Annotated in this window: 19 protein-coding genes; 8 read left to right on the top strand and 11 right to left on the bottom strand. The window is 68.1% G+C overall.

The genetic code is table 11. The features are described 5' to 3' along the window. From AC0KUR_RS11190 to AC0KUR_RS11180, 3 genes are read right to left on the bottom strand one after another with little or no spacing between them, the layout of a single operon-like run. Nucleotides 1–213: a DUF1656 domain-containing protein gene (locus AC0KUR_RS11190; RefSeq protein ID WP_473375882.1), complete on the bottom strand. Its 213-nt coding sequence runs from the start codon at nt 211–213 to the stop codon at nt 1–3. A 34-nt stretch (nt 214–247) separates the two neighbouring features. Next, nucleotides 248–2365 (bottom strand): FUSC family protein, encoded by a 2118-nt coding sequence (locus AC0KUR_RS11185; RefSeq protein ID WP_059561944.1) that lies wholly within the window; start codon nt 2363–2365, stop codon nt 248–250. Continuing rightward, entirely contained in the window at nt 2362–2841 is a 480-nt protein-coding gene (locus AC0KUR_RS11180; RefSeq protein WP_034191735.1) for a MarR family winged helix-turn-helix transcriptional regulator, read from the bottom strand. The genes AC0KUR_RS11185 and AC0KUR_RS11180 overlap by 4 nt, the downstream gene beginning before the upstream one ends. 336 nt (nt 2842–3177) lie before the next feature. Between AC0KUR_RS11180 and AC0KUR_RS11175 the strand changes: the two genes are divergently transcribed. Continuing rightward, nucleotides 3178–4038: an HTD2 family dehydratase gene (locus AC0KUR_RS11175; protein WP_059561947.1), complete on the top strand. Its 861-nt coding sequence runs from the start codon at nt 3178–3180 to the stop codon at nt 4036–4038. A 212-nt stretch (nt 4039–4250) separates the two neighbouring features. Beyond that, nucleotides 4251–4499, top strand: a complete 249-nt coding sequence (locus tag AC0KUR_RS11170) for a hypothetical protein (RefSeq protein ID WP_124671239.1) — start codon at nt 4251–4253, stop codon at nt 4497–4499. A gap of 137 nt (nt 4500–4636) precedes the next feature. On the opposite strand, the gene AC0KUR_RS11165 is transcribed toward AC0KUR_RS11170, so the two are convergent. Then, complete coding sequence (locus AC0KUR_RS11165; RefSeq protein ID WP_049036817.1) at nt 4637–5569, bottom strand: MBL fold metallo-hydrolase; 933 nt, start codon at nt 5567–5569, stop codon at nt 4637–4639. Between the two features lie 625 nt (nt 5570–6194). On the opposite strand from AC0KUR_RS11165, the gene AC0KUR_RS11160 reads away from it, so the two are divergent. Both AC0KUR_RS11160 and AC0KUR_RS11155 read left to right on the top strand, forming a co-directional pair. Next, nucleotides 6195–6482, top strand: a complete 288-nt coding sequence (locus AC0KUR_RS11160) for a DUF1330 domain-containing protein (protein WP_034191737.1) — start codon at nt 6195–6197, stop codon at nt 6480–6482. A 60-nt stretch (nt 6483–6542) separates the two neighbouring features. Continuing rightward, nucleotides 6543–6695: a hypothetical protein gene (locus AC0KUR_RS11155; RefSeq protein WP_473375881.1), complete on the top strand. Its 153-nt coding sequence runs from the start codon at nt 6543–6545 to the stop codon at nt 6693–6695. 45 nt (nt 6696–6740) lie between these two features. On the opposite strand, the gene dhaL is transcribed toward AC0KUR_RS11155, so the two are convergent. Beyond that, nucleotides 6741–8441, bottom strand: a complete 1701-nt coding sequence (gene dhaL, locus AC0KUR_RS11150) for a dihydroxyacetone kinase subunit DhaL (RefSeq protein ID WP_473375880.1) — start codon at nt 8439–8441, stop codon at nt 6741–6743. Nucleotides 8442–8667: 226 nt separating this feature from the next. Next, nucleotides 8668–9822 carry a sigma-54 interaction domain-containing protein gene (locus AC0KUR_RS11145; protein WP_367190532.1) on the bottom strand — a complete coding sequence of 385 codons (1155 nt, stop codon included), beginning with the start codon at nt 9820–9822 and terminating at the stop codon, nt 8668–8670. A 475-nt stretch (nt 9823–10297) separates the two neighbouring features. Between AC0KUR_RS11145 and msuE the strand changes: the two genes are divergently transcribed. Then, a complete protein-coding gene (gene msuE, locus AC0KUR_RS11140) occupies nt 10298–10858 on the top strand; it encodes an FMN reductase (RefSeq protein WP_473375879.1) in 561 nt (186 codons plus the stop codon). Between the two features lie 35 nt (nt 10859–10893). Beyond that, a complete protein-coding gene (gene sfnG / locus AC0KUR_RS11135; protein ID WP_175026886.1) occupies nt 10894–11997 on the top strand; it encodes a dimethylsulfone monooxygenase SfnG in 1104 nt (367 codons plus the stop codon). Between the two features lie 352 nt (nt 11998–12349). On the opposite strand, the gene AC0KUR_RS11130 is transcribed toward sfnG, so the two are convergent. Beyond that, nucleotides 12350–12997 (bottom strand): LysE family translocator, encoded by a 648-nt coding sequence (locus AC0KUR_RS11130; RefSeq protein WP_034192008.1) that lies wholly within the window; start codon nt 12995–12997, stop codon nt 12350–12352. 110 nt (nt 12998–13107) lie between these two features. Here AC0KUR_RS11130 and AC0KUR_RS11125 point away from each other — a divergent pair, with 110 nt between their 5' ends. Then, nucleotides 13108–13959, top strand: coding sequence for a LysR substrate-binding domain-containing protein (locus tag AC0KUR_RS11125; RefSeq protein ID WP_034192007.1), 852 nt, complete (start codon nt 13108–13110; stop codon nt 13957–13959). Between the two features lie 22 nt (nt 13960–13981). Here the strand turns inward: AC0KUR_RS11125 and AC0KUR_RS11120 are convergent, their stop codons facing one another. Beyond that, nucleotides 13982–14872: a LysR substrate-binding domain-containing protein gene (locus AC0KUR_RS11120; RefSeq protein WP_034192006.1), complete on the bottom strand. Its 891-nt coding sequence runs from the start codon at nt 14870–14872 to the stop codon at nt 13982–13984. Between the two features lie 152 nt (nt 14873–15024). Between AC0KUR_RS11120 and ydiJ the strand changes: the two genes are divergently transcribed. Next, entirely contained in the window at nt 15025–18072 is a 3048-nt protein-coding gene (ydiJ, locus tag AC0KUR_RS11115; RefSeq protein WP_473375878.1) for a D-2-hydroxyglutarate dehydrogenase YdiJ, read from the top strand. Between the two features lie 94 nt (nt 18073–18166). Here the strand turns inward: ydiJ and AC0KUR_RS11110 are convergent, their stop codons facing one another. From AC0KUR_RS11110 to AC0KUR_RS11100, 3 genes are all read right to left on the bottom strand, one after another. Continuing rightward, entirely contained in the window at nt 18167–18469 is a 303-nt protein-coding gene (locus AC0KUR_RS11110) for a hypothetical protein (protein WP_059562243.1), read from the bottom strand. Nucleotides 18470–18556: 87 nt separating this feature from the next. Beyond that, a complete protein-coding gene (locus tag AC0KUR_RS11105) occupies nt 18557–19711 on the bottom strand; it encodes a branched-chain amino acid ABC transporter substrate-binding protein (RefSeq protein ID WP_034192003.1) in 1155 nt (384 codons plus the stop codon). Nucleotides 19712–20348: 637 nt separating this feature from the next. Further along, nucleotides 20349–21248: a DMT family transporter gene (locus AC0KUR_RS11100; protein WP_034192002.1), complete on the bottom strand. Its 900-nt coding sequence runs from the start codon at nt 21246–21248 to the stop codon at nt 20349–20351. Nucleotides 21249–21270 lie beyond the last annotated feature (22 nt).

The following is a 21270-nucleotide window of genomic DNA, read 5'->3' as shown; positions in this document are numbered from 1 at the left end:
TTAGGAAGCCACGAGATGGTGGGAAGCGATGACGACGGCGGCAAGCACGAACACGTAGATGCCGAGGTCGAAGATCGAACGGTGCCAGACGAGGCGGTAGAAGCCGACGCGCTCGAGCATGGCGCGCACGACGATGTTGATCAGGTAGGCGATCAGCATCAGCACGAGCGGGGCCGGCACGAATACGCCGAAGATGTCGATTTCGCCGATCATGGTCGCGGTCGGAAGGACGGGTTGGAAAGCCGGATCATGCGCGTGCTCCGTCCGGGGCCCGAGGCGCCTGGCCGGCAGCGGCCGGATACAGCGACAGACGCAGCCCGACGAGCGCGTGCAGCGTGTCGCGCAGCCGGCGGTGCGTGGCAGGGGCGGCAGGTGCGGTGCCGCCCTCGGCCGGCGCGGCACCCGGCAGGCCGCGACCGCCCACGCGGTGCAGTGCGTCGTCGATCGTCGCGAGCAGCGCGGGCGGTGCCGGCTGGCGCGCGTTCGCGGCCGCGCAGCGCGCGTAGTGATCGGTGACGCCGGCGAGGACGCGATCGATCGCGTCGGGTACGTCGCCCGACAGGCGACGGCGCGAGCGGCGCAGGTCAAGCGCGTTCAGTGCGATGCGCAGGTCGCGGAAGCTCTCGATCGACGGGTGGCGGTGATCGTCGGATGCGCCCAGGCGCGGCAGCAGCTGCGTGACGCGGTCGAGCATCCGCGATGCGTGGTTGCGCTGGTCGTCGAGCGGCTGCGTCGACGCGGAGCGCGCGACGTCTTCCCAGCCCGAGCGCAACAGGCGCCGCACCGCGAGCTCCGCGCCGAACGGCCGCGTCGCCCGCGTCCACACGTACGCGAACAGCAGCCCGGCGACACCCGCGAGGTTGCTGTTCAGGAACACGAAGAAATCGGCTTCGTACGCGCTCTGGATGCTGATGAAGGTCGCCGTGTTCACGGCGACGAGCATCGTCACCATGTTGAACTGCGGGCGCGGCAGCAGCGTGCCGATCAGGATGAACGGGCCCGCGAACATCAGCACGAGCATCGCGAAATCGTGCACGTGCGGCAGCACGACGAACAGGTACAGGCCCGCGAACACGACGCTCGCGGCGGTCGACAGGAAGAACTTGAACACCAGCGGCGCCGGCTCGTCGAGCGCGGCGAAGAAGCTGCACGACACGGCCACGAGCGTGACGGCCGCCGCACCGTCGTGCCAGCCGGACGAGATCCACAGCCAGCACGCGAACACGATCGCGAACACGACGGTCAGCGTCGAGAACAGCATCATCCCGCGATCGAAGAAGCGTTCGGTGCCGCCGAGCCGCCAGTGCCGGTAGCGCGGCTGCCACACACCCGATTCGTTCGCGATCAGCGCACGCAGCGAACGGCAGTCCTGCCAGATGTCGACGACCTGGCGCAGCCGCCACAGCGCGTTCGACAGCAGTGCGCCCTCCCAGCTCGCCAGGGCGCTGTCGGCGGGCTGCAGCGCGGCGATGCGCTCGCGCAGGTTGTCCGCGACCGCGTCGTGGGCCATGTCGCCGTCGGCCTTCACGGACGGCAGCGGTGCGTCGAACCATTTCGCGGCATCGGCCAGCAGCGCATCGAGAGCGGGCGGGCGCACGTGCAGGTCGCGCATCAGCGCGATCAAGGGATCGGCGAGCGACGACATCAGCGGCAGGAACAACTGCATGCGGCCCGCGAGCGCCTGCGCGCGGGCAAGGATGCGCGGGTGCGCATGGTCGTAACTCAGCTGGCTCAGCAGGAATTCGAGGCCGGTGATCGTCGCGGCGAGCCGTTGGCGGCATGCCGACAACGCCTTGCCGGCAATTTGCCCGGACAGCGTCTCGCGACCGTAGAACGCGGCGTCCTTGAACCACGCGTCGGTGCGTTCGATCAGCGTCGGCGCGAGCCGGTTCGGAAACACGGTGCTGCCGACCACGCTCGCGCAGACGATGCCGAGCACGATTTCCTCGGTTCGCGCGATCGCGACGTCGAACACGGTGGACGGGTCGGTCACGGTCGGCAGTGCGATCAGCGGCATCGTATAGCCGGCGAGCATGAACACGTAGCTGCGCGCGGTGCGGTCGGAGATCGCGAGGTAGAGCAGCGTGCCGCACCAGGTCGCGACGATGATGCTGAACAGGAGCGGCGTCTCGACGAATGGCGGCACGAAGAAGATCGCGGCGGCTGCGCCGAGCGCGGTGCCGAGCGCGCGGTACAGCGCCTTCGAGCGCGTCGCGCCGACGAACGGGTTCGACACGATGTAGACGCTCGCCATCGCCCAGTACGGGCGCGGCAGCTGGAAATACAGGCCGAGGTACAGCGCCAGCATCGACGCGGCGAACGTCTTGCCCGAGAACAGCCAGTCGCGGAGGCTCGGATAGGTCATGACGCGGTGTCGTCGGCGGGGGAGATACGCGAGGCGGGCGGGTGCGACTCGGACGCGTTGAACGCTTCGAGCACGCGCAGCGTCGTTTCGAGATCGGTGCGCGTCACGCCCTTGAGCACCTGAGCGCGCAGCGTGCGCAGGTCTTCTTCCATCCTCGCGGTGACGGCGCGGCCGGCGGCCGTCAGCGAGATCGTTTTCGCGCGACGATCGTGCGGATCCTCGTCGCGGCGCGCAAGGCCGGCCGCGCACAGCTGGTCGAGCAGGCGCACGAGCGACGGCCCTTCGATCCCGACGTGTTCGGCGAGCGTGCCCTGCCGTACACCTTCGCCGAGCCGGCCGGCGATCAGGAGCGGCGTCGCGCAGGCCTCGGACACGTTGTACGCGTTCAGCACGCCGTCACTGGTGCGGCGCCACTTGCGCGCGGACAGCACGAGCAGGCTGCTGACGGCGAGGCGGAGGTCGTGCAGATTGGTCATGGCCGAGATGATAGGGTAAAAACATTCGATAGCAAACTATCGTTTTCTTGTCACCCGGATGACATGTCGCTCGTCGCGCGGCCGGTCCATCAGAACCAATTTAGGCAGCGTGCCGGCGGTGGTCAAGCTGTAAGGTCCGCGCCAGGAATCGCACGCGGCGCGCGAGGCGGCTATATTGTCGAATGTATCGAATGGTCAGACGAAAATCGTCGCGCAGGACCGGCAGGGCCGCAGGGGGCGAGCAAATTCGAAGCCCGGGTTCGGGAATGCCGACTTCGCGAAACGCCGTGCGGCGCGCATATTTGGGCCCTTGCCAACGCACCGGAGACTCCATCAGTGTCGAACTCATCCTCGCAGCCCGCCGCACCCGCGTCACTCGACGCGTGGCTCGGCAAGACCGAAACGCTTGGCGACGACATCACCGCGTTCCCGCTCAACGCGCTGGCCGCCACGCTCGACCGCCCGTCGCCCGGCGACGTCGTCCCGCCGATGTGGCACTGGCTCTATTTCCTGCCCATCGCGCCGCTGGCCGAAGTCGGCCCCGACGGCCACCCGAAGCGCGGCGGCTTCCTGCCGCCCGTGCCGCTGCCGCGCCGCATGTGGGCCGGCGGCCGGCTGACGTTTCACGCGCCGCTGCGCGCGGGGCGGCGCGCGACGCGCGAATCGACGATCGCGAACATCGAGGACAAGACGGGCCGCAGCGGCCGGCTCGTGTTCGTGACGGTGCAGCACCGCATCGAGTCCGATGGGGTGCTGTGTATCGAGGAAGAGCACGACATCGTCTATCGAGACGCGCAGCAGCCGGGCGCGCCGGCGCAGAAGCCGGTCGCGGCGCCCACGGGTGAAACGTGGGCGCGCACCGTCACGGCCGACGCCGTGATGCTGTTCCGCTATTCGGCGCTGACCTTCAATGGTCACCGTATCCACTACGACCGCAGCTACGTGACGCAGGAAGAAGGCTATCCGGGGCTCGTCGTGCACGGCCCGCTGATCGCGACGCTGCTCGTCGATCTCGTGCATCGCGAACGGCCGGACGCGGTGCTCGCGAGCTTTGCGTTTCGCGCGGTGCGCCCGACCTTCGACGGGGAGCCGTTCACGCTGTGCGGCAAGCCGTCGGACGACGGCAGTACGATCGAGCTGTGGGCGAAGGATCGCGATGGCTGGCTGACGATGCAGGCGACGGCGACGCTGGCTTGACGCGCCGCGCGAACGGCGCGACCCGATTTCGTTTCCACAACCCACGACGAACGCGGTTCCCGGTCGCGGTCTCACGCTCGCGACGGTCCCGCCGTAACTGCGTACCGACGCGATTCCGGCCGATGTGCCGGTGACCTCGAAGACACGGCACATGCCGTGCGCGCCGGTGGCCTGACTGCCCGCATCGACTCGACCCGCAGCGCCCTGCTGACGTGCGCGATTCCACCGGGACAATATTTTCAGGGTGTTTTGCCGGGCGACGAGGCGGATGCCACGACGGAGACATCGAGACGGGAAAGACCGAGGTATCGGCGGGCTGGCGCAACGCGATCGGCGCGGTGCCCGGCATCGAGTCGAGAGACAAGCGGCTCGTGACGCGTGCGAAAGCCGACGAGAGCGTCGGTATAGTGAAGGAGGCGGCGGACGAGGTCGCGGAGCGGAACATGTCGGCGCTCGCGTGAGGTTCGGGCGGTCGTGATGCGCTTTGGCGCGTGACGTGATGCCGCCGCATGAAATGCGGCGGCGCGTTTTTATGGTGGTGCCGTTCGGGAGGACCGCCGATGCGTTGCCGCAGCACGCACCGGTCGCCGATCCTCGATCAGTAGTCCCACACGACGGGAACGAAGCGGAAGCCGCTGCCGTCCCTCGCAACATGGCCGATGGAAGGGAACGCGACATGTGCGGCGGCCAGCAGCGCACCGGTGTCGGCGGCTTCGTTGAACAATGCGATGCGCACGTCGACAGCCGCTTCGGGATCGTGCTCGAAGCCGTTTTGCCAGTCGGGGTGGTCGAAGTTGACTTCGAAGATCGCGTCGCCCGCGAACGTCAGCTTTTCCCCGTTCGACGCGACGTCGACCACGCAGTGCCCGGGCGTATGTCCGCCCGTCACGCGCGCCGTCACGCCGGTTGCGACTTCCACGGTCCGATCGAACGTCACGATGTTTTCGCCGTAGAGCGTCACGAACCTGGCCGCCGCCTTGCGCAGTGCGGGTGGTACGGTTTCCGGCATCACCGTCTTGCTGAAGTCCGGATTCTTCCAGAACGCCATTTCGGCGGCCGATACGTGAATGCGTACGTCGGGGCGCAGCCGGGCCTTGACGCCGTCGGTGTTCAGCCCGCCGACGTGATCCATGTGCATGTGCGTTATCACGATGTCGGTGATCGCGGCCAGGTCGATACCGGCCGATTCCAGACGCATCACCGATCGCCCGGCGCGCGTAAAGTATTCGAAGCCGTCACCCACGCCCGAATCGATCAGGATCAGCCGATCGGCACTGCGCACGAGCGCGATGTTGAGCGCCCAGTCGAATCGGTCGCGTTGCAGGAAACGCCCGTCGAACCAGGCGTTGCGCTCCGCCTCGCTCACGTTGGTGGACATGGTGGAAGTCGGCAGCGGCAGCACGCCGTCGCTGATCAGCACGACATCGACATCGCCGATGCGCACGGCGTAGCGGGAGGGAACGAGCTCGCCCGAACCTTCTTTTCCCAGGCGGTCGATAACCGGCTGGACGTTGCGGAGTGGTGCGTTCATGTTCAGTAGTCCTGTTCGTCGAGTGGATTGAGCCGCGCGGCACGGCGCGGTTCGCGAGCGCGATCGTGAAGGTCGCGCGCTTCGGTTCGCCCGGATTCCGGTTGAGCGTGTCAGCGATTGTAGTGACGGCCGATACACGCCAACAGCGCCGCACGTGTGCACATCGTGTTGTCCGGGCGACAACAATCCCGCCGCGGCTTCAGCCGCCCGACCTGCGTCGCCCGCTGTCCGTCGCCGGACGGCGGGCGATGCAATGGATGCCGTTGATGGACAGCCGGGCGCCGCCGGCGCGCGGATCAGCCCGGTTGCGCAGCGGCCAGCATGTGATACGCGGGAATCAGCGCGTTGCCGGTCTCGCCGATCAACCGGTCGTTGGCGATCGGAGCGGTACCGCCGAACAGCGGCGTCGACACGTCGCACGCCGGGCAAGTCATCCCGCCAATTTGCGATGCCCGATGTCATCGGACGATGTGGGGATCGGTTTTTTCAGCGTCGCGGCGGCTTGCGCCGCGACCGCCTATAATCCGCACACCCGTTCGCACTGCACGCGGCCGGGGGCGGCGCGATCGTCGGAAAGCAGCGATACGCGCGCGATTTCCATCCACCGGACAAAGGGGCACGCATCTTGGCAACTTACATCGTTTTTACACGGGAAAGCACGCAGGATCAGCACGAACTCGATACCTACGCGAGCAAGGTCGGCGCGACGCTCGCTGGTCATCCGGTGAAGGTGCTCGCGGCTTACGGCGCTCAGGAAACGCTGGAAGGCGAAGGACCCGAAGGCGTGGTGATCGTCGAGTTTCCGTCGAAGGAGGCCGCACATGCGTGGTATCACGGCCCCGAATACCAGGCCGTCGTGCAGCACCGGTTCAAGGGCGCGCGCTATCGTGCCGTGCTGGTCGAAGGTGTTTGAGCGCGGCGCTTCGGCCGTTCACCGCGACGCGATGTCGTGGTTGACGTTGTCATGTTTGCGATGACATCTTCCCCCGCGCCCGTCCGTCCGCCGATGGGCCGCGCGGTCATCACGCTGCTCGCCGCCGGCGTGCCGTGTCGTCTCGCCGCGATGTTCACCACAGTGTTGCGCGTCGGCGCGATGCTGTCGCCCGGGCGGATGAACGCAGGCTGAGAGGCGGGCGGCGCGGCCGCCCACCCGCATCCCGCGCGTTGCCGTTCAGCGCACGTGAGGCTGCAACGCGCGCAACCAGTACGACACGGCTACCGCGCCGCCATCCGGCGTGCCGATCGCGCGCTCGCCGAGATAGCTCGCCCGCCCTGCGCGCGGCGTCATGCGCGCGGTGGCTTCCGCGCCTTCCACGGCCGCTTCCACGGCCGCCGTCCATGCACTTGCGTTGTCGCGATCGCTGTCGAGCGCGCGGCTGAATGCCTCGACGGCCGGCACCAGTGCATCGAGCATCGTCCGGTCGCCGGCATGCGCGCCCCCCAGTTCGCTGATCGAATCCACTGCCGCGCGGAATGCCGCCGCCCAGTCGCGCGCCGACGGTTCGGCAAGGTCGGCCAGCCGGCGCGATGCGCGCAGCAGCGCGGTTGCATAGAACGGCCCGGAACTGCCGGCGATCGCGCGGCGCAACGCCGCGCCGAGCGCCGCGAGTGCGCCGGCCGGCGTGGCGTACGCGGTATCGGGCAACGCGAGGATCGCGTGCGCGGCGCGCAGCATGCTCGCACCGAGGTCGCCGTCGCCGGCCGCCGCGTCGAGGTCCGTCAGCGTCTGCTCGTGATCGATCAGCGTCTGCGCGACCGCGTGCAGCGCCGGCTGCAGGCGCGCGGCCCAGGCGCGGCCGGCCGCGTCGAGCGGCGGCAGTGGTGCGTCCGGCGACGCGGCCGCGGCTACGCGGATCCGTGCATTCACGGCGCCGCCGCCCGGCCAGGCGCGCGCCTGCGTCGGTGCGTCGAGCAGCGATGCGCGTTCGTCGTTCAGCCGCAGCACCGAGATCGAGCAGCCGGGCATGTTCAGCGCGGACAGGAATGTGCCGGCCCACGCGCGCGCGACGACGATGCCGCGCCGGGTCAGGTTGTCGTACGCGGCACGCAGCACGATCGCGAGCTCCATGTCCGGCGTCGCGCCGAGACCGTTGACGAACAGCGCGACGCGTTCGCCGCGGTCGAGCACGAGATCGGCGGCGATGCTCGACAGCAGCGTGTCGACCAGCGCGTCGGCCGGCAGCGGCGCGCGACGTTCGACGCCTTTCTCGCCGTGAATGCCGAGGCCGAGCTCGATCTCCTGATCGCCGAGGCTGAAGCCCGATTTGTCGGCGCCCGGGATCGTGCAGCCGTCGAACGCGACGCCCATCGTGCCGAGCTCGGCCGCCGCGTCGCGCGCGATGGCTGCAACACGGGCAAGCGGCAGCCCGCGCGCGGCGGCCGCGCCGGCGAGCTTGTGGATCAGCACGGTGCCGGCGATCCCGCGCCGCTGGCCACGGTCGACACGGCCGCGCAGCGATACGTCGTCGGCGACGACGACCGTCTCGACCGGAATGCCTTCCGCGCGCGCAAGCTCGGCGGCGAGCCCGAAATTGAGCCGGTCGCCGGTGTAGTTCTTCACGATCAGCAGCGCGCCGTTGGGGCCGGCGCTCGCGCGGATCGCGGCAAGCACGGCGTCGGTGGACGGCGACGTGAATACTTCGCCGCACACGGCCGCGCTCAGCATCCCTTCGCCGACGTAGCCGCCGTGCGCGGGCTCGTGGCCGCTGCCGCCGCCGGACAGGATCGCGACGGGGCGTCGAGACGGTTCGGGCAGCGGCTGGCGGACGAGCACGTGCTCGTCGCCGAGGATCGCGAGATGCGGCGACTGCCGCGCGATGCCTTCCAGCATTTCTCGCACGACATCGGACGGACGATTCACAAGCTTTTTCATGGCGACGGATTCCGGACGGGTGAACGGGGGCGCGGCCGGGCCTGCATGGGCGTCGGTCGGCATCGTATTGCGGAGAATCGTGCGGGTGCCCGGTCGCCGGGGGCAGCCGGTCGCATGACGGATGACCGGATGCGCGAGCGGCAACGAAGCACGAGCTTCGCGCCACGATACATCAGGTTCGGACGTCAATGCACGGATTGCGGCGCGATCGCGCCGTTGGGCGAGATTATTTCAGCGCCGCAATTTCCTTCGCACGGATCAGCCGCGCGCGCAGCACGTTGCGGCTGATGCCGAGCAGTTGCGCGGCCCGGATCTGGTTGCGGTGGCTGAAGTCGAACGCGACGCGCATCACGGTGTCCTCGATATGCTCGAACAGGTTGCCGTGTCCGTCGTCGAGCAGGTCGCGCAACGCGTGCTCGAACGCAGCCTGAGCATGGGCGGACGGTTCCGGCGCAGGCACGGCGGCCGGTGGCACGCACGGCGACGCAAGGTGCAGGTCGGTGTCGTGCAGCACATCGTGGCGGCACACGAGCAGCGCGTGATGGATCGCGTTCTCCAGTTCGCGGATATTGCCGGGCCAGTGATGCGATACGAGCCGGCGCTCGGCGCGCGGGTCGAAACCGCGCGGTCCGGCACCGAGGCGCGCGCGGTAGTCGTCGAAGAAGTGACGCGCGAGCGGCAGGATGTCGCCCGGACGCTCGCGCAGCGGCGGCACCGCAAGCTGCACGACGTTGAGCCGGTAGTACAGGTCGCCGCGGAAATGCCCGGCCGCCACCGCCTGCTGCAGATCGACGTTGGTCGCCGCGACCACGCGCACGTCGACCGGAATGCCCGTGCGCGAGCCGAGCCGCACGACCTCGCGCTCCTGCAGCACGCGCAGCAGCTTGACCTGCATCGACAGCGGCAGGTCGCCGATCTCGTCGAGAAACAGCGTGCCGCCGTGCGCGGCTTCGAACCAGCCGGGCTTGGCGCCGACGGCGCCCGTAAATGCGCCTTTCTCATGGCCGAACAGTTCGCTGTCGACGAGCGTTTCGGAGAAGGCGCCGCAATTCACCGCGACGAACGGCCCGTCGCGGCGATTGCCGAGAGCGTGCACGTGGCGCGCGATCAGTTCCTTGCCGGTGCCCGTCTCGCCGACGATCAGCACGTTCGCGTCGCTCGGTGCGACACGGTGCACCTCCTCGAGCAGCGCGAGCGAGCGTGGATCGGCAAACACCTGCGTCCGCGCGCGGACCTGTGCCGGGCGTCCGGGCAACGTCAGGACGGAGGCGGTGCGTGCCGCAGCGGGCAGGCCGGCCGGATCGCGCGTGTCGGATGCGTCGCGGGACGGGACGACGACACGAAGGTTGAGCGGGCGCGACGAAGCGGAAATGGAAGTCATGGCGATGAACCGTTGGATGGCCGGGCGAGACGGACCCGTGCCGACAAGCGCCGGGGTCCGGCTGCTGCGTGGTCAGCAGAGTGTTCAATGTTTCGCCGCGCGCGAAAAGCATCGATTTCTGATAACCAAAGCGCGATTGCTGAGAAACCTGCAATGGTGCGGGCGAGCGGGGTTGCCCCGACGCCGGGGCGTCGAATTCGATGCCATCGCGCGCTGCGCTGCTTCCTGGGCAGCAGTTCGCCAGCACGGTCGCTTCGCCCGGTTCATCACGTCGTGGAATATCGATGTGATACGCGCGGCGGAACGCTTGCCGCGCTCGCGCATTTGTGCGAATCCCGTGCCAGGCGGACGAACGCACGAAACTTCGCGATGCAGACGATCGCGCCGCGAGCCGGCCGCCCGAATGGCACGCTCCTTGCTGACCCGAAGCGGTATCGCCGCATCGACACGCGGCTCGACAACGGGAACGCATCGCATGAGCAACACCCTCAACGTGGTCGCGATATCGGGCAGCTTGCAACGACCGTCGCGTACGCTGGCGCTGACCAACGAGATCGTCGCGGCACTCGGCGCCGCGCTGCCGATCGAGCCGCGACTGATCGAACTCGGCAAGATCGGCAGCCGGCTGGCCGGTGCGCTGACGCGCGCGCAGGTGCCGGCCGATCTCGAGGCGCTGATCCGCGCGATCGAGACGGCCGATGCGCTCGTCGTCGCGAGCCCGGTCTATCGCGCGTCGTATACGGGCCTGTTCAAGCACCTGTTCGACCTTGTGCGCCATGACGCGCTCGTCGACGTGCCCGTGCTGCTCGCGGCCACCGGCGGCAGCGAGCGTCATGCGCTGGTGATCGACCATCAACTGCGACCGCTGTTCAGCTTCTTCCAGGCGCGCACGCTGCCGGTCGGCGTGTACGCGTCCGAAAGCGATTTCGACGCGTACCGGATCGCGAACCCGGCACTGCGCGAGCGCATCGCGCTCGCCGTGGATCGCGCGGTACCGCAGTTGCGTGCGCACGCATTCTCCGCCGCGGCCGCGTAGGCCGCTTCCGTTTCCCCTTCGACCAGGACACCTTCATGAGCCTTCACGACCCTTCCGCCGACGGCGTCAAATTCGCGTACTGGGTGCCGAACGTCAGCGGCGGCCTCGTCGTCAGCACGATCGAGCAGCGTACCGACTGGAGCCTTGAATACAACCAGCAGCTCGCACGCACGGCCGAGGCGGCCGGCTTCGACTACGCGCTGAGCCAGATCCGCTTCACGGCCGGCTACGGCGCCGAATACCAGCACGAGTCGGTGTCGTTCAGCCAGGCGCTGCTGCATGCGACGACGAAGCTCAAGGTGCTCGCCGCGATCCTGCCGGGGCCGTGGCATCCGGCCGTGGTCGCGAAGCAGCTCGCGACGATCGACCACATTTCGAACGGGCGCATCGCGATCAACGTCGTGAGCGGCTGGTTCAAGGGCGAATTCACCGCGATCGGCGAGCCGTGGCTCGAGCACGACGAACGCTATCGGCGTTCGAAGGAATTCATCCAGGCGCTCAAGGGCATCTGGACCCAGGACAACTTCACGTTCAAGGGCGACTTCTACCGCTTCAACGATTACACGCTGAGCCCGAAGCCGGTGCAGAAGCCGCACCCGGAAATCTTCCAGGGCGGCAGCTCGCGGGCGGCGCGCGACAACGCGGCGAGCGTGTCGGACTGGTATTTCACCAACGGCAACACGCCGGAGAACCTCAAGGCGCAGATCGACGATATTCGTGCCAAGGCGGCCGCGAACAACCATCGCGTACGGATCGGCGTGAACGCGTTCGTGATCGCGCGCGACACCGAGGAAGAGGCGAAGGCCGTGCTCGACGACATCATTGCGCACGCGCACGTCGAGGCGGTCAATGCGTTCGGCGACGCGGTGAAGCAGGCGGGCAAGGCGTCGCCGGAAGGCGAGGGCAACTGGGCGAAATCGACGTTCGAGGATCTCGTGCAGTACAACGACGGCTTCCGCACGAACCTGATCGGCACGCCGCGGCAGATCGCGGAGCGCATTGTCGCGTTGAAGGCGATCGGCGTCGATCTGGTGCTGGCCGGGTTCCTGCATTTCATCGAGGAAGTCGAGTACTTCGGCAAGAAGGTGCTGCCGCTCGTGCGCGAACTCGAGGCGCAGCGGCAGGCGATCGCGGCGTGACGCGCCGGCCGATCGAGGCAGGTTGCCTGCGACGGCTGTTGCGGGTCGTTCCGATCTGACGCTTCGTATAGCGAAACAGGGGGCGACGGATGCCTGGAGGATCCGTCGATCGATTCATCGGTTCCGATGCGGACGCGATCGAGGTCGCACACCGCGTCGCGGCGCGGCTCGTGGCACATGTGCCGTCGCGCGACAGCGAACGGAAGCTGCCGTTCGCTGCGCGTCCGGTTTCCCCCACGCTTGCGCGAACTGGCGGCCGACCTGCCGGCGAAGTGACGCAACGCGCGCCGGTGCGTGCTGTACGGCATCACGCGCGCGTCGGCAGGCGGATGTCGTTACCCGCGCGCGGCCGTCACGCCACGCCCGCCAGCTTCGATGCTTCCCGGACCATCTGCACGCCGAGGCCGCCAAGCACGAGCCCCATCGCCCAGCGCTGCGCGAGCAGCAGCGTCGGGCGCCCGCGCAGGAATTTCGCGATGCCGCTCGAGCAGATCGCCACCAGCCCGTTGGCCGACGCGAACGCGGCGATCAGCAGCGAGCCGAGAAACAGCGACTGGCCGAACACGCTGCCCTGCCGGTAGTCGATGAACTGCGGCAGCAGCGACACGAACAGCATCGCGAGTTTCGGGTTCAGCACGCTCGTCGTCGCACCCATCGCGAGCAGGCGCATCGGCTGCTCGTTCGGCAACGCCTGCACCTCGAACGGCGAGCGGCCGCCGGGCCGCACCGCCTGCCATGCCAGATACAGCAGGTAGACTGCCCCGACCGCGCCCAGCACGCTGCCCGCATAGGGCACGCTCATGAACAGCGTCGTGATGCCGAATGCCGCGCCGAACATGTAGAACAGGTAGCCGATCATCACTCCGGCCAGCGAAATGAGCCCGGCCGTGCGGCCTTGCGCGATCGAGCGCGACATCACGTAGACCATGTTCGGCCCGGGCGTGACCGCGAGCATGCCGCCGATGGCGAGAAATCCGTAAAGCGATCCGGACGTGTGCATTTTTCCGCTTCCTGCATCGAGTGAGTGCTGACGGGATTCATTGTCCGGCCGTGGAGGAGAGCAGTAAAACGGGATAAACTGAATCGATTGATCAGATTTCCTGAATCGACATGAAAAAGCTCGACCTCGACGTACTCGCGATGGTGGTGGCCGTCGCCGACACCGGCTCGTTCGCGCAGGGCGCGCAGGCCGTGCACCGGTCGCCGTCGGCGGTGAGCATGCAGATCAAGGCGCTGGAAGACGCGCTCGGCAAGCCGCTGTTCATCCGCGACACGCGCAACGTGACGGCCACCGACGACGGCACGATGCTCGCCGACTACGGCCGCCGGATGCTCGCGCTGCGCGACGAGGCATGGGCGTCGGTGGTGCGCCCGGAGATCCGCGGCCGCGTGACGATCGGCGTGCCGGACGACTACATTTCGTCGCTGCTGCCGCAGGTGCTCGGCAAATTCGCCGCGATGCATCCGCGCGTCGAAGTGCGCGTGATCGGCCAGCCGAGCAGCGCGCTCGTGCCGATGCTCAAGGACAACACGGTCGACCTCGCGTGTCTCACGCGGATCAAGGGCGTGACCGGCGAGCTGATCCGGATGGAGCCGCTCGTCTGGGTCGGGTCGCCGAAACGCGACGTGTGGAAGGAGCGGCCGCTGCCGGTGGCGTTTTTCACGCACGGCGGCAGCATGGCGCGCGATCACGCGGTCAAGGCGCTGAACCGGCGGAAGATCCCGTACCGGATGTCGTACGAAAGCCCGAGCCACCTCGGGATACTGAGCATGGTGGAGGCCGGGCTCGCGGTCGCGCCGCTGGCGCGCTGCTGCATTCCGGATCACCTCGTGCAGCTTTCGGAAAGCCACGGGCTGCCGCCGCTGGGCGAGATCGAGGTCGTGCTCGCGCGCAGCGCGCAGTCGGCGCGCCCGCCGTGCGATTACCTGGCCGAGCAGATTCTCGGCGAATGGCGCACCTGACCGGCCGGCGGCCGGCCGCGCGTCAGCACGACGCCAGCAGCCATTCACGGAACGCGGCGAGCGACGGCAGCGTCTCGTTGCCGGGCGGATAGACGAGGTAGTAGCTGCGCTGGCTCGTGATCGCGTCGCCGATCGACACGAGTTCGCCGCGGCTCAATTCATCCTCCACCAGTACCTTCGGCACCAGCCCGATCCCCATCCCGGCGCGCACGGCCTGGATGAGGTGGGACGTCAGCTCGAAGCTCGGGCCGATACGCATCTGGCGATGGTCGAGCCGATAGTGCGAGAACCATTCGGCCCATGCCTGCTGGTTGCTCGTCACGCCCAGCAGCGTCTGCTTCGCGGCCCATGCCGGCGTGCGCGCGTCGGCCTTGCGGCCGCGGCCCGCCTCGGGCGGCGCGATCGCGATCAGGAACTCGTTGTACAACCGGTGCGCGTGCAGGCCGGGCCAGTCGCCCGCGCCGACGGTGATGGCCGCGTCGAGGTCGTCGTTGAGGAAATCGATCGTGCCGATCCGTGAATGGAGATGCACGGTCACGCCCGGATGCGCGGCGTAGAAGTCGTGCAGGTGCGGCAGCAGCCATTTCGAGCCGAACGTCGGCAAGGTGGCGAGCCGCAGCGTGCCGGCGCCCGCCTGGTGCGACATCGCCTGCAGCGTCGCGCCGCGGATGCGCCCGAGCGCGCCGCTCAGTTCGGCGAAATAGCGGCGGCCGACTTCGGTCAGCTTCACCGAGCGGCCTTCGCGCCGGAACAGCGGCACGCCGAGCTGGTCCTCGAGCGTCTGGACCTGCCGGCTGATCGCGCTCTGGCTCAGCGACAGCTCCTCGGCCGCGCGCGTGTAGCTTTCATGCCGCGCGGCGGCCTCGAACACGAGCAGCAATGACATCGACGGGGTCAGGCGACGGTAATTCATGAGTTTTATGCAATATTCGCCGGGCAAGAATTCGTTTGTTTCTCGCGGAATATCCAAAGATACTGGAATTCCCGGTCGCGCGGAAACTTGCTAAAAAATCATGTTTTGGTGCGCGCGAGCCGGCCGGCTCCACCCACACTGCGTTTTTACCCATGTCGATCGCCCCGTTGCCCCGTCCCGCCAGCCCGCCCGCGAACGTTTACCGCGATTTCCTCGCCGCGCTGCAGGCGGCGGGATTCGCCGGGGAGATTCATGCGGACCACGCGAACCGGACGGTGCAGGCCACCGACAACTCGATCTATCAGCGCCTGCCGCAGGCGGTGATCTGCCCCGCGCATGCGGACGACGTCCGGCTGCTGGCGCGGCTGCTGGCCGAACCCGCGCACCGCGACGTCGCGGTGGCCGCGCGCGGCGGCGGCACGGGCACCAACGGGCAGTCGCTGACCGACGGCGTCGTCGTCGACCTGTCGCGCAACATGAACCGGATCCTCGAAATCGACGTCGGGCAGCGCTGGGTGCGCGTGCAGGCGGGCGTCGTCAAGGATCAGCTCAATGCGGCGCTGAAGCCGCACGGGCTGTTTTTCGCGCCGGAGCTGTCGACGTCGAACCGCGCGACCGTCGGCGGGATGATCAATACCGACGCGAGCGGGCAGGGCAGCTGCACGTACGGCAAGACGCGCGATCACGTGTTCGCACTCGATTTCGTGCTGATGGGCGGCGAGCGGCTGCACAGCGATGCGCTCGACGACGACGAGCTGGCGCGCCGTTGCGCGCGGCAGGACCGCATCGGCAAGGTCTATCGCACCGCGCGCCGCATCAGCGACGACCAGGCCGCGCTGATCGACGCGAAGTTTCCGAAGCTCAACCGCTGCCTGACCGGCTACGACCTCGCGCACCTGCGCGAACCCGACGGCCGCTTCAACCTGAACAGCGTGCTGTGCGGCGCGGAGGGTTCGCTCGGCTTCGTCGTCGAGGCGAAGCTCAACGTGTTGCCGATCCCGAAGTATTCGGTGCTGGTCAACGTGCGCTATGCGGGCTTCATGGATGCGTTGCGCGACGCGCGCGCGCTGCTCGGGCACCGGCCGCTGTCGATCGAGACCGTCGACTCGACGGTGCTGATGCTCGCGATGAAGGATTTCGTGTGGAGCAGCGTGGCCGAGTATTTCCCGCAGGACGACCGGCGGCCGACACTTGGCATCAACCTGGTCGAATTCAGCGGCGACGATGCGGACGACGTCGATGCGCGCGTGCGTGCGTTCGTCGAGCATCTGCGCACCGATACGAGCGTGGAGCGCCTCGGCCATACGCTCGCGGCCGGCGACGATGCGGTGAAGCGCGTGTATGCGATGCGCAAGCGCGCGGTCGGCCTGCTCGGCAACGTGCAGGGCGAGGCGCGTCCGCAGCCGTTCGTCGAGGACACCGCGGTGCCGCCCGAGAACCTCGCCGCGTACATTGCCGAATTCCGCGCGCTGCTCGACGGCCACGGGCTGCAGTACGGGATGTTCGGTCACGTCGACGCGGGCGTGCTGCACGTACGGCCGGCGCTCGACATGAAGGACCCGAAGCAGGCCGCGCTGGTGCGGCCCGTGTCGGACGCAGTGGCCGAACTCACGCAGCGTCATGGCGGCCTGCTGTGGGGCGAGCACGGCAAGGGCGTGCGCTCCGAGTACGCGCCGGCGTTTTTCGGCGAGCTGTATCCGTCGCTGCAGCAACTGAAGGCCGCGTTCGATCCGCACAACCAGTTCAACCCGGGCAAGATCGCGACGCCGCCGGACAATACGATGCGGCTGCTGAAGATCGACGAAGTGCCGACGCGCGGCGACTACGACCGGCAGATCGACGAGCGCGTGTGGCAGGCCTACGGCACCGCGATGCACTGCAACGGCAACGGCGCGTGCTACAACTTCGATCCGGACGACGCGATGTGCCCGTCGTGGAAGGCGACGCGCGAACGCGTGCAGTCGCCGAAGGGGCGCGCGTCGCTGATGCGCGAATGGTTGCGCCTGCAAGGACAGGCCGGCATCGACGTCGTCGCGGCGGCGCGTGCGCGGCAGCCGTTCCTGCGCGGCCTGGCCGCCCGCTGGCGCAACAGTCGCGCGGCGCGCGGCGGCGACGCCGATTTCTCGCACGAGGTGTACGACGCGATGGCTGGATGCCTCGCGTGCAAGTCGTGCGCGGGGCAGTGCCCCGTGAAGGTCAACGTGCCCGAGTTCCGTTCGCGCTTTCTCGAGCTGTATCACCAGCGCTACCTGCGGCCGCTGCGCGACTACCTGATCGGCTCGCTCGAAGTCACGATGCCGTGGATGGCGCGCGTGCCGGCGCTGTACAACGGGCTGATGCGTGCGGGATGGGTACGCACGCTGCTCGAACGGCAGGTCGGCATGGTCGACAGCCCGCTGCTGAGCCGCTTCGATCTCGCGGCCGTGATCCGGCAATGGAGCGTGAAGCCGGCCGACCCGCGCGCGCTTGCCGCGCTGAGCGACGCGCAGCGCGTTCGCAGCGTCGTCATCGTGCAGGACACGTTCACGCGCTATTTCGATACCGAGCAGCTGGCGACGCTGATCGAGCTGGCGGCGCGTACGGGCTTTCAGGTCTGGCTCGCGCCGCTTGCACCGAACGGCAAGGCGCTGCACGTGCAGGGCTTTCTGCACGCGTTCGAGAAGGCCGCGATCCGCAATGCGACGCAACTGGCCGCGCTGGCGCGTTCGGGCGTATCGCTGGTCGGCCTCGATCCGGCGATGACGCTCACGTATCGGCAGGAATACCTGAAGGTGACGGGGCTCGCCGAGGTACCGAAAGTTGCGCTGCCGCAGGAGTGGCTGCTGCAGGCACTGCCGGAAGCCGGCGCGAGCGGCGTGACCGGTTCGTACCGGTTGCTGCCGCACTGTACCGAGAAGACCAATGCGCCCGACAGCGGCAAGCAATGGATGCAGGTATTCGCGCGGCGCGGTTTGCGATTGAAGGTCGAGTCGACCGGATGCTGCGGGATGTCGGGCACGTACGGGCACGAGGCGCGCAATCTCGCGACGTCGAGGACGATCTATGCGCAGTCGTGGGCGGCGCACGTCGACGGGCCCGCGGACGAAGGCGAGGCGCTGGCGACCGGGTATTCATGTCGCAGCCAGGTGAAGCGCTTGTCGTCGAAACAGGTGCGCCATCCGTTGCAGGCGCTGCTCGATCACGTGCGGGCGGCGGGGTAACGATCGGGCGGCGCGGTTTGCGCGGCGCGCGAGGGGGCATCGATCGATGCATCGAGCGGCCCTCTGCGTTGCCGCATGCGACGCATGCCGCGGTTCAGGCGTCGGCTTTCGCGGCCTTTCGCGCGCGCGGCTTTTCCGCCGCGGGAAACACGCCGCCGCCGCGCGGGCGTTTCGGCTCGATCCGCATCTGCCGGATCACGCGCCGGAAATCGATCTCGTGCGCGGCCAGCGTGCCGATCAGTTTCGCGATGACCGCGAGGTGGGACGGGACGGTGCCCTTGCTCGAATAGTTCGTGATCGAACTTTCGTTCATCCGGATCAGGCGGGCGAACTCGCGCGCCGTCAACTGCGCTTTCTTCAGCTCCTGTTGGAATTCCGCATACGCCATTGCACACATGATGCTTCGTCTCCGTGAATCGGCATTCGGCCCGCCCGGCGCCGGCGCCGACGGGTGGCGTTCCCGTCGTGCCGGCGCCGCGGCGGGTTACATCTTCACCTGATCGAGGAAGGTCTTCTTGCCGCTCTTGTAGCCGTAGATCGAGATGATCCCGTGCGTCAGGTCGCCCTTCGCGTCGAACGTCGTCGTGCCGATCACGCCGTTGTACTTCGTCGACGGCATCGCGGCGAGGATCTTGGCGGGGTCGGTCGAGTTCGCGCGCTTCATCGCATCGACCGCGATGTAGACCGCGTCGTACGCGAACGGCGCATCGAACTTGATGCCCTGGTTGAAGCGCTTCTGGTACTTCGCGAGGAAGTCCGCGCCGCCCGGCATCTTCTCGAGCGCCGCGCCGGCCTGCGAGCACAGCACGTTGTCGGCCGCCGGGCCGGCCAGTTCGGCCAGCGAGTCGGTGCATACGCCGTCGCCGGACAGGATCTTCGCGCGCAGGCCGAGCTGCTTCGCCTGCTTCGCGAGCGGGCCGCCGGTCGCGTCCATGCCGCCGTACATGATCGCGTCGGGATTCTCGCCCTTGACCTTCGTCAGGATCGCGCGGAAGTCGACCGCCTTGTCGTTGGTCGCGTCGTGCGACAGCACCTTCAGGCCGAGCGCCTTCGCCTTCTTCTCGAACTCGTTCGCGAGGCCCTGGCCGTACGCGGTCGAATCGTCGATCACCGCGACGCTCTTCACCCCCTTCGCCTGCGCGTAGCTCGCGAGCGCGGGGCCCTGCTGCGCATCGGTCGCGACGACGCGGTAGGTCGTCTTGAAGCCTTGCTGCGTGTAGGTCGGGTTGGTGGCCGACGGCGAGATCTGCACGATGCCCGCGTCGCTGTAGATCTTCGACGCCGGGATCGACGTACCCGAGTTCAGGTGGCCGATGACGGCGACGACCTTGTCGTCGACGAGCTTCTGCGCAACCTGCGTGGCCTGCCGCGGGTCGGCCGCGTCATCCTGCGCGTCGAGCTGCAGCGTGATCTTCTTGCCGCCGATCGTCAGGCCCTTGGCGTTGATTTCCTCGACCGCGAGGCGTGCACCGTTCTCGTTGTCCTTGCCGAGGTGCGAAATGCCGCCCGTCGTCGGTTCGACGCTGCCGATCTTCACGACCTGGTCGGCCATTGCCGTCGACGCGGCCGCGAATGCGGCGGCAGCCAGTGCAACGGTGATCAGGGGTTTGCAGCGCATGCCGACAGTGCTTCGTTCCATCTGCCATCTCCGAATTGAATGTCTTTCTATTGACGTCTCGACCGGCCGGCGAGGCGCCGGGGCGGTCGGACGAGTCTCCATACCCATCATGGGCGTCACTTGCATGGCGTCCGGCGGTGTGACGGGCTCGCCCGGACGAGCGGGCGAATCGTCGCCGGCCGTCATGCAATTCGTATGAATATATACGAAGGCGATTTTGCGCGCCGCGGCGAATCGCGTAGCGGCCCGCGCGGCAAGGGCGGACGCCCGGATGTCGAAGCCTCCGGATGCCGGAAATCGTGCGCTGCGGCGGGCCACCGGCTGCGGTTCGCTGTCGATGTCCTTACGGATGCATCCATTATTCGGCCGGGCGACGGGGCGAAGCCATGGACACTGACGCGCGGTCAATCCGGAACTGTTCGGTCGATTTGTCTGCACAGTTTGGGCACTTGCGATCGCCTATCCGGTTTCGTCGGCTGGCTTTCATCAACGATGGTGTTCGTCTTAATGCAACTAACGGTCAATCCCGCCTGTGTCGGCGAATGGGTGTCGACCGCCTGCCCGGGACGATCCATTCCGCTTCGCAGAAGCTGGGGGCGTTTCGGTCCGCCTGCTGCCGGATCGACGGGCCGGCACGGCCAACCGAAGCGGTGGCGATCTACGAACGCCCGCGCAGTGCGACGAAGACCACGCCTGCGATGGCCAGCAGGCCGCCGCAGGCCGTCGCGATGCCGGGCCGCTCGCCCGTCAGTACCATCGACAGCAGCGTCGCGACCGCCGGCGTCAGGTAGAGGAAGTTGGCCGCGCGGGCCGCGCCGAAGTAGCCGAGTGCGAAGGTCCAGGTCGCATACCCCAGCGCGGCGGGGAACACACCGAGCACCACGACGGCCAGCGCCGTGTCGCGGGACCCGCCGGCGAGCGACCCGAGCGCGCCGGGCAGCCAGGGCGTGAGCAGCACCGCGCCGGCCAGCAGCGTGTATGCCGTGCAGGCCAGTGCGCCGTACACGGGAATCAGCCGCCGCTGCAACACGAAATAGCTGGCGGAACACAGCGCCGCGCCGAGGATCAGCGTGCTGCCCGAGCCGAGCACGAGGCCGCCCGGCTGCCCTTGCGCGATCACCGCGATGCCGGCGAGGCTGACCAGCGAACCGAGCCATCCCCAGCGGTTGAAGCGCTCGCGCAGAAACACGGCGGCCAGCAGCGCGGTGAAGATCGGCAGCGTATTCACGATGAAACTTGCCGCGCCGGCCGACACGGTCTGCTCGCCGGTATTGAGCAGCGCGTTGTACAGCGCGATGCCGAGAAAACCGCACGCGACGAAGCGCAATGCGTCGCCTTTCGCCGGCAGCGGCGGCCGCCGCCACGCGAGCCACGCGATCACCAGCAGCGCCGCGGTCGCGAAACGTGCCGACGCGAGCTGCAGCGGTGCGAGGCCGTGCAGGCCGATCCGGATGAACGGGAATGCGGATGCCCACGAGACGATCGTGAACGCGACCGCGCCTGCCGCGACGAGCGGTTGTCGCGCGCCGCGCGACGTCGATGAGGAAAGGGTATTCATGCAGCCATGGTGCGGCGTCGCG

Source organism: Burkholderia sp. YHN3-13 (genome assembly GCF_055810675.1).
Note: the sequence above shows the minus strand (reverse complement) of the source record. Positions and strands in the feature narration are given on the sequence as shown.

Excerpts from the sequence above, each read along its gene's own strand:
- AC0KUR_RS11190 (WP_473375882.1), bottom strand. The coding sequence starts at position 213 with ATGATCGGCGAAATCGACATCTTCGGCGTATTCGTGCCGGCCCCGCTC.
- AC0KUR_RS11185 (WP_059561944.1), bottom strand. The coding sequence starts at position 2,365 with ATGACCTATCCGAGCCTCCGCGACTGGCTGTTCTCGGGCAAGACGTTC.
- AC0KUR_RS11180 (WP_034191735.1), bottom strand. The coding sequence starts at position 2,841 with ATGACCAATCTGCACGACCTCCGCCTCGCCGTCAGCAGCCTGCTCGTG.
- AC0KUR_RS11165 (WP_049036817.1), bottom strand. The coding sequence starts at position 5,569 with ATGAACGCACCACTCCGCAACGTCCAGCCGGTTATCGACCGCCTGGGA.
- AC0KUR_RS11155 (WP_473375881.1), top strand. The coding sequence starts at position 6,543 with ATGACATCTTCCCCCGCGCCCGTCCGTCCGCCGATGGGCCGCGCGGTC.
- dhaL (WP_473375880.1), bottom strand. The coding sequence starts at position 8,441 with ATGAAAAAGCTTGTGAATCGTCCGTCCGATGTCGTGCGAGAAATGCTG.
- AC0KUR_RS11145 (WP_367190532.1), bottom strand. The coding sequence starts at position 9,822 with ATGACTTCCATTTCCGCTTCGTCGCGCCCGCTCAACCTTCGTGTCGTC.
- msuE (WP_473375879.1), top strand. The coding sequence starts at position 10,298 with ATGAGCAACACCCTCAACGTGGTCGCGATATCGGGCAGCTTGCAACGA.
- sfnG (WP_175026886.1), top strand. The coding sequence starts at position 10,894 with ATGAGCCTTCACGACCCTTCCGCCGACGGCGTCAAATTCGCGTACTGG.
- AC0KUR_RS11130 (WP_034192008.1), bottom strand. The coding sequence starts at position 12,997 with ATGCACACGTCCGGATCGCTTTACGGATTTCTCGCCATCGGCGGCATG.
- AC0KUR_RS11125 (WP_034192007.1), top strand. The coding sequence starts at position 13,108 with ATGAAAAAGCTCGACCTCGACGTACTCGCGATGGTGGTGGCCGTCGCC.
- AC0KUR_RS11120 (WP_034192006.1), bottom strand. The coding sequence starts at position 14,872 with ATGAATTACCGTCGCCTGACCCCGTCGATGTCATTGCTGCTCGTGTTC.
- ydiJ (WP_473375878.1), top strand. The coding sequence starts at position 15,025 with ATGTCGATCGCCCCGTTGCCCCGTCCCGCCAGCCCGCCCGCGAACGTT.
- AC0KUR_RS11110 (WP_059562243.1), bottom strand. The coding sequence starts at position 18,469 with ATGTGTGCAATGGCGTATGCGGAATTCCAACAGGAGCTGAAGAAAGCG.
- AC0KUR_RS11105 (WP_034192003.1), bottom strand. The coding sequence starts at position 19,711 with ATGGAACGAAGCACTGTCGGCATGCGCTGCAAACCCCTGATCACCGTT.
- AC0KUR_RS11100 (WP_034192002.1), bottom strand. The coding sequence starts at position 21,248 with ATGAATACCCTTTCCTCATCGACGTCGCGCGGCGCGCGACAACCGCTC.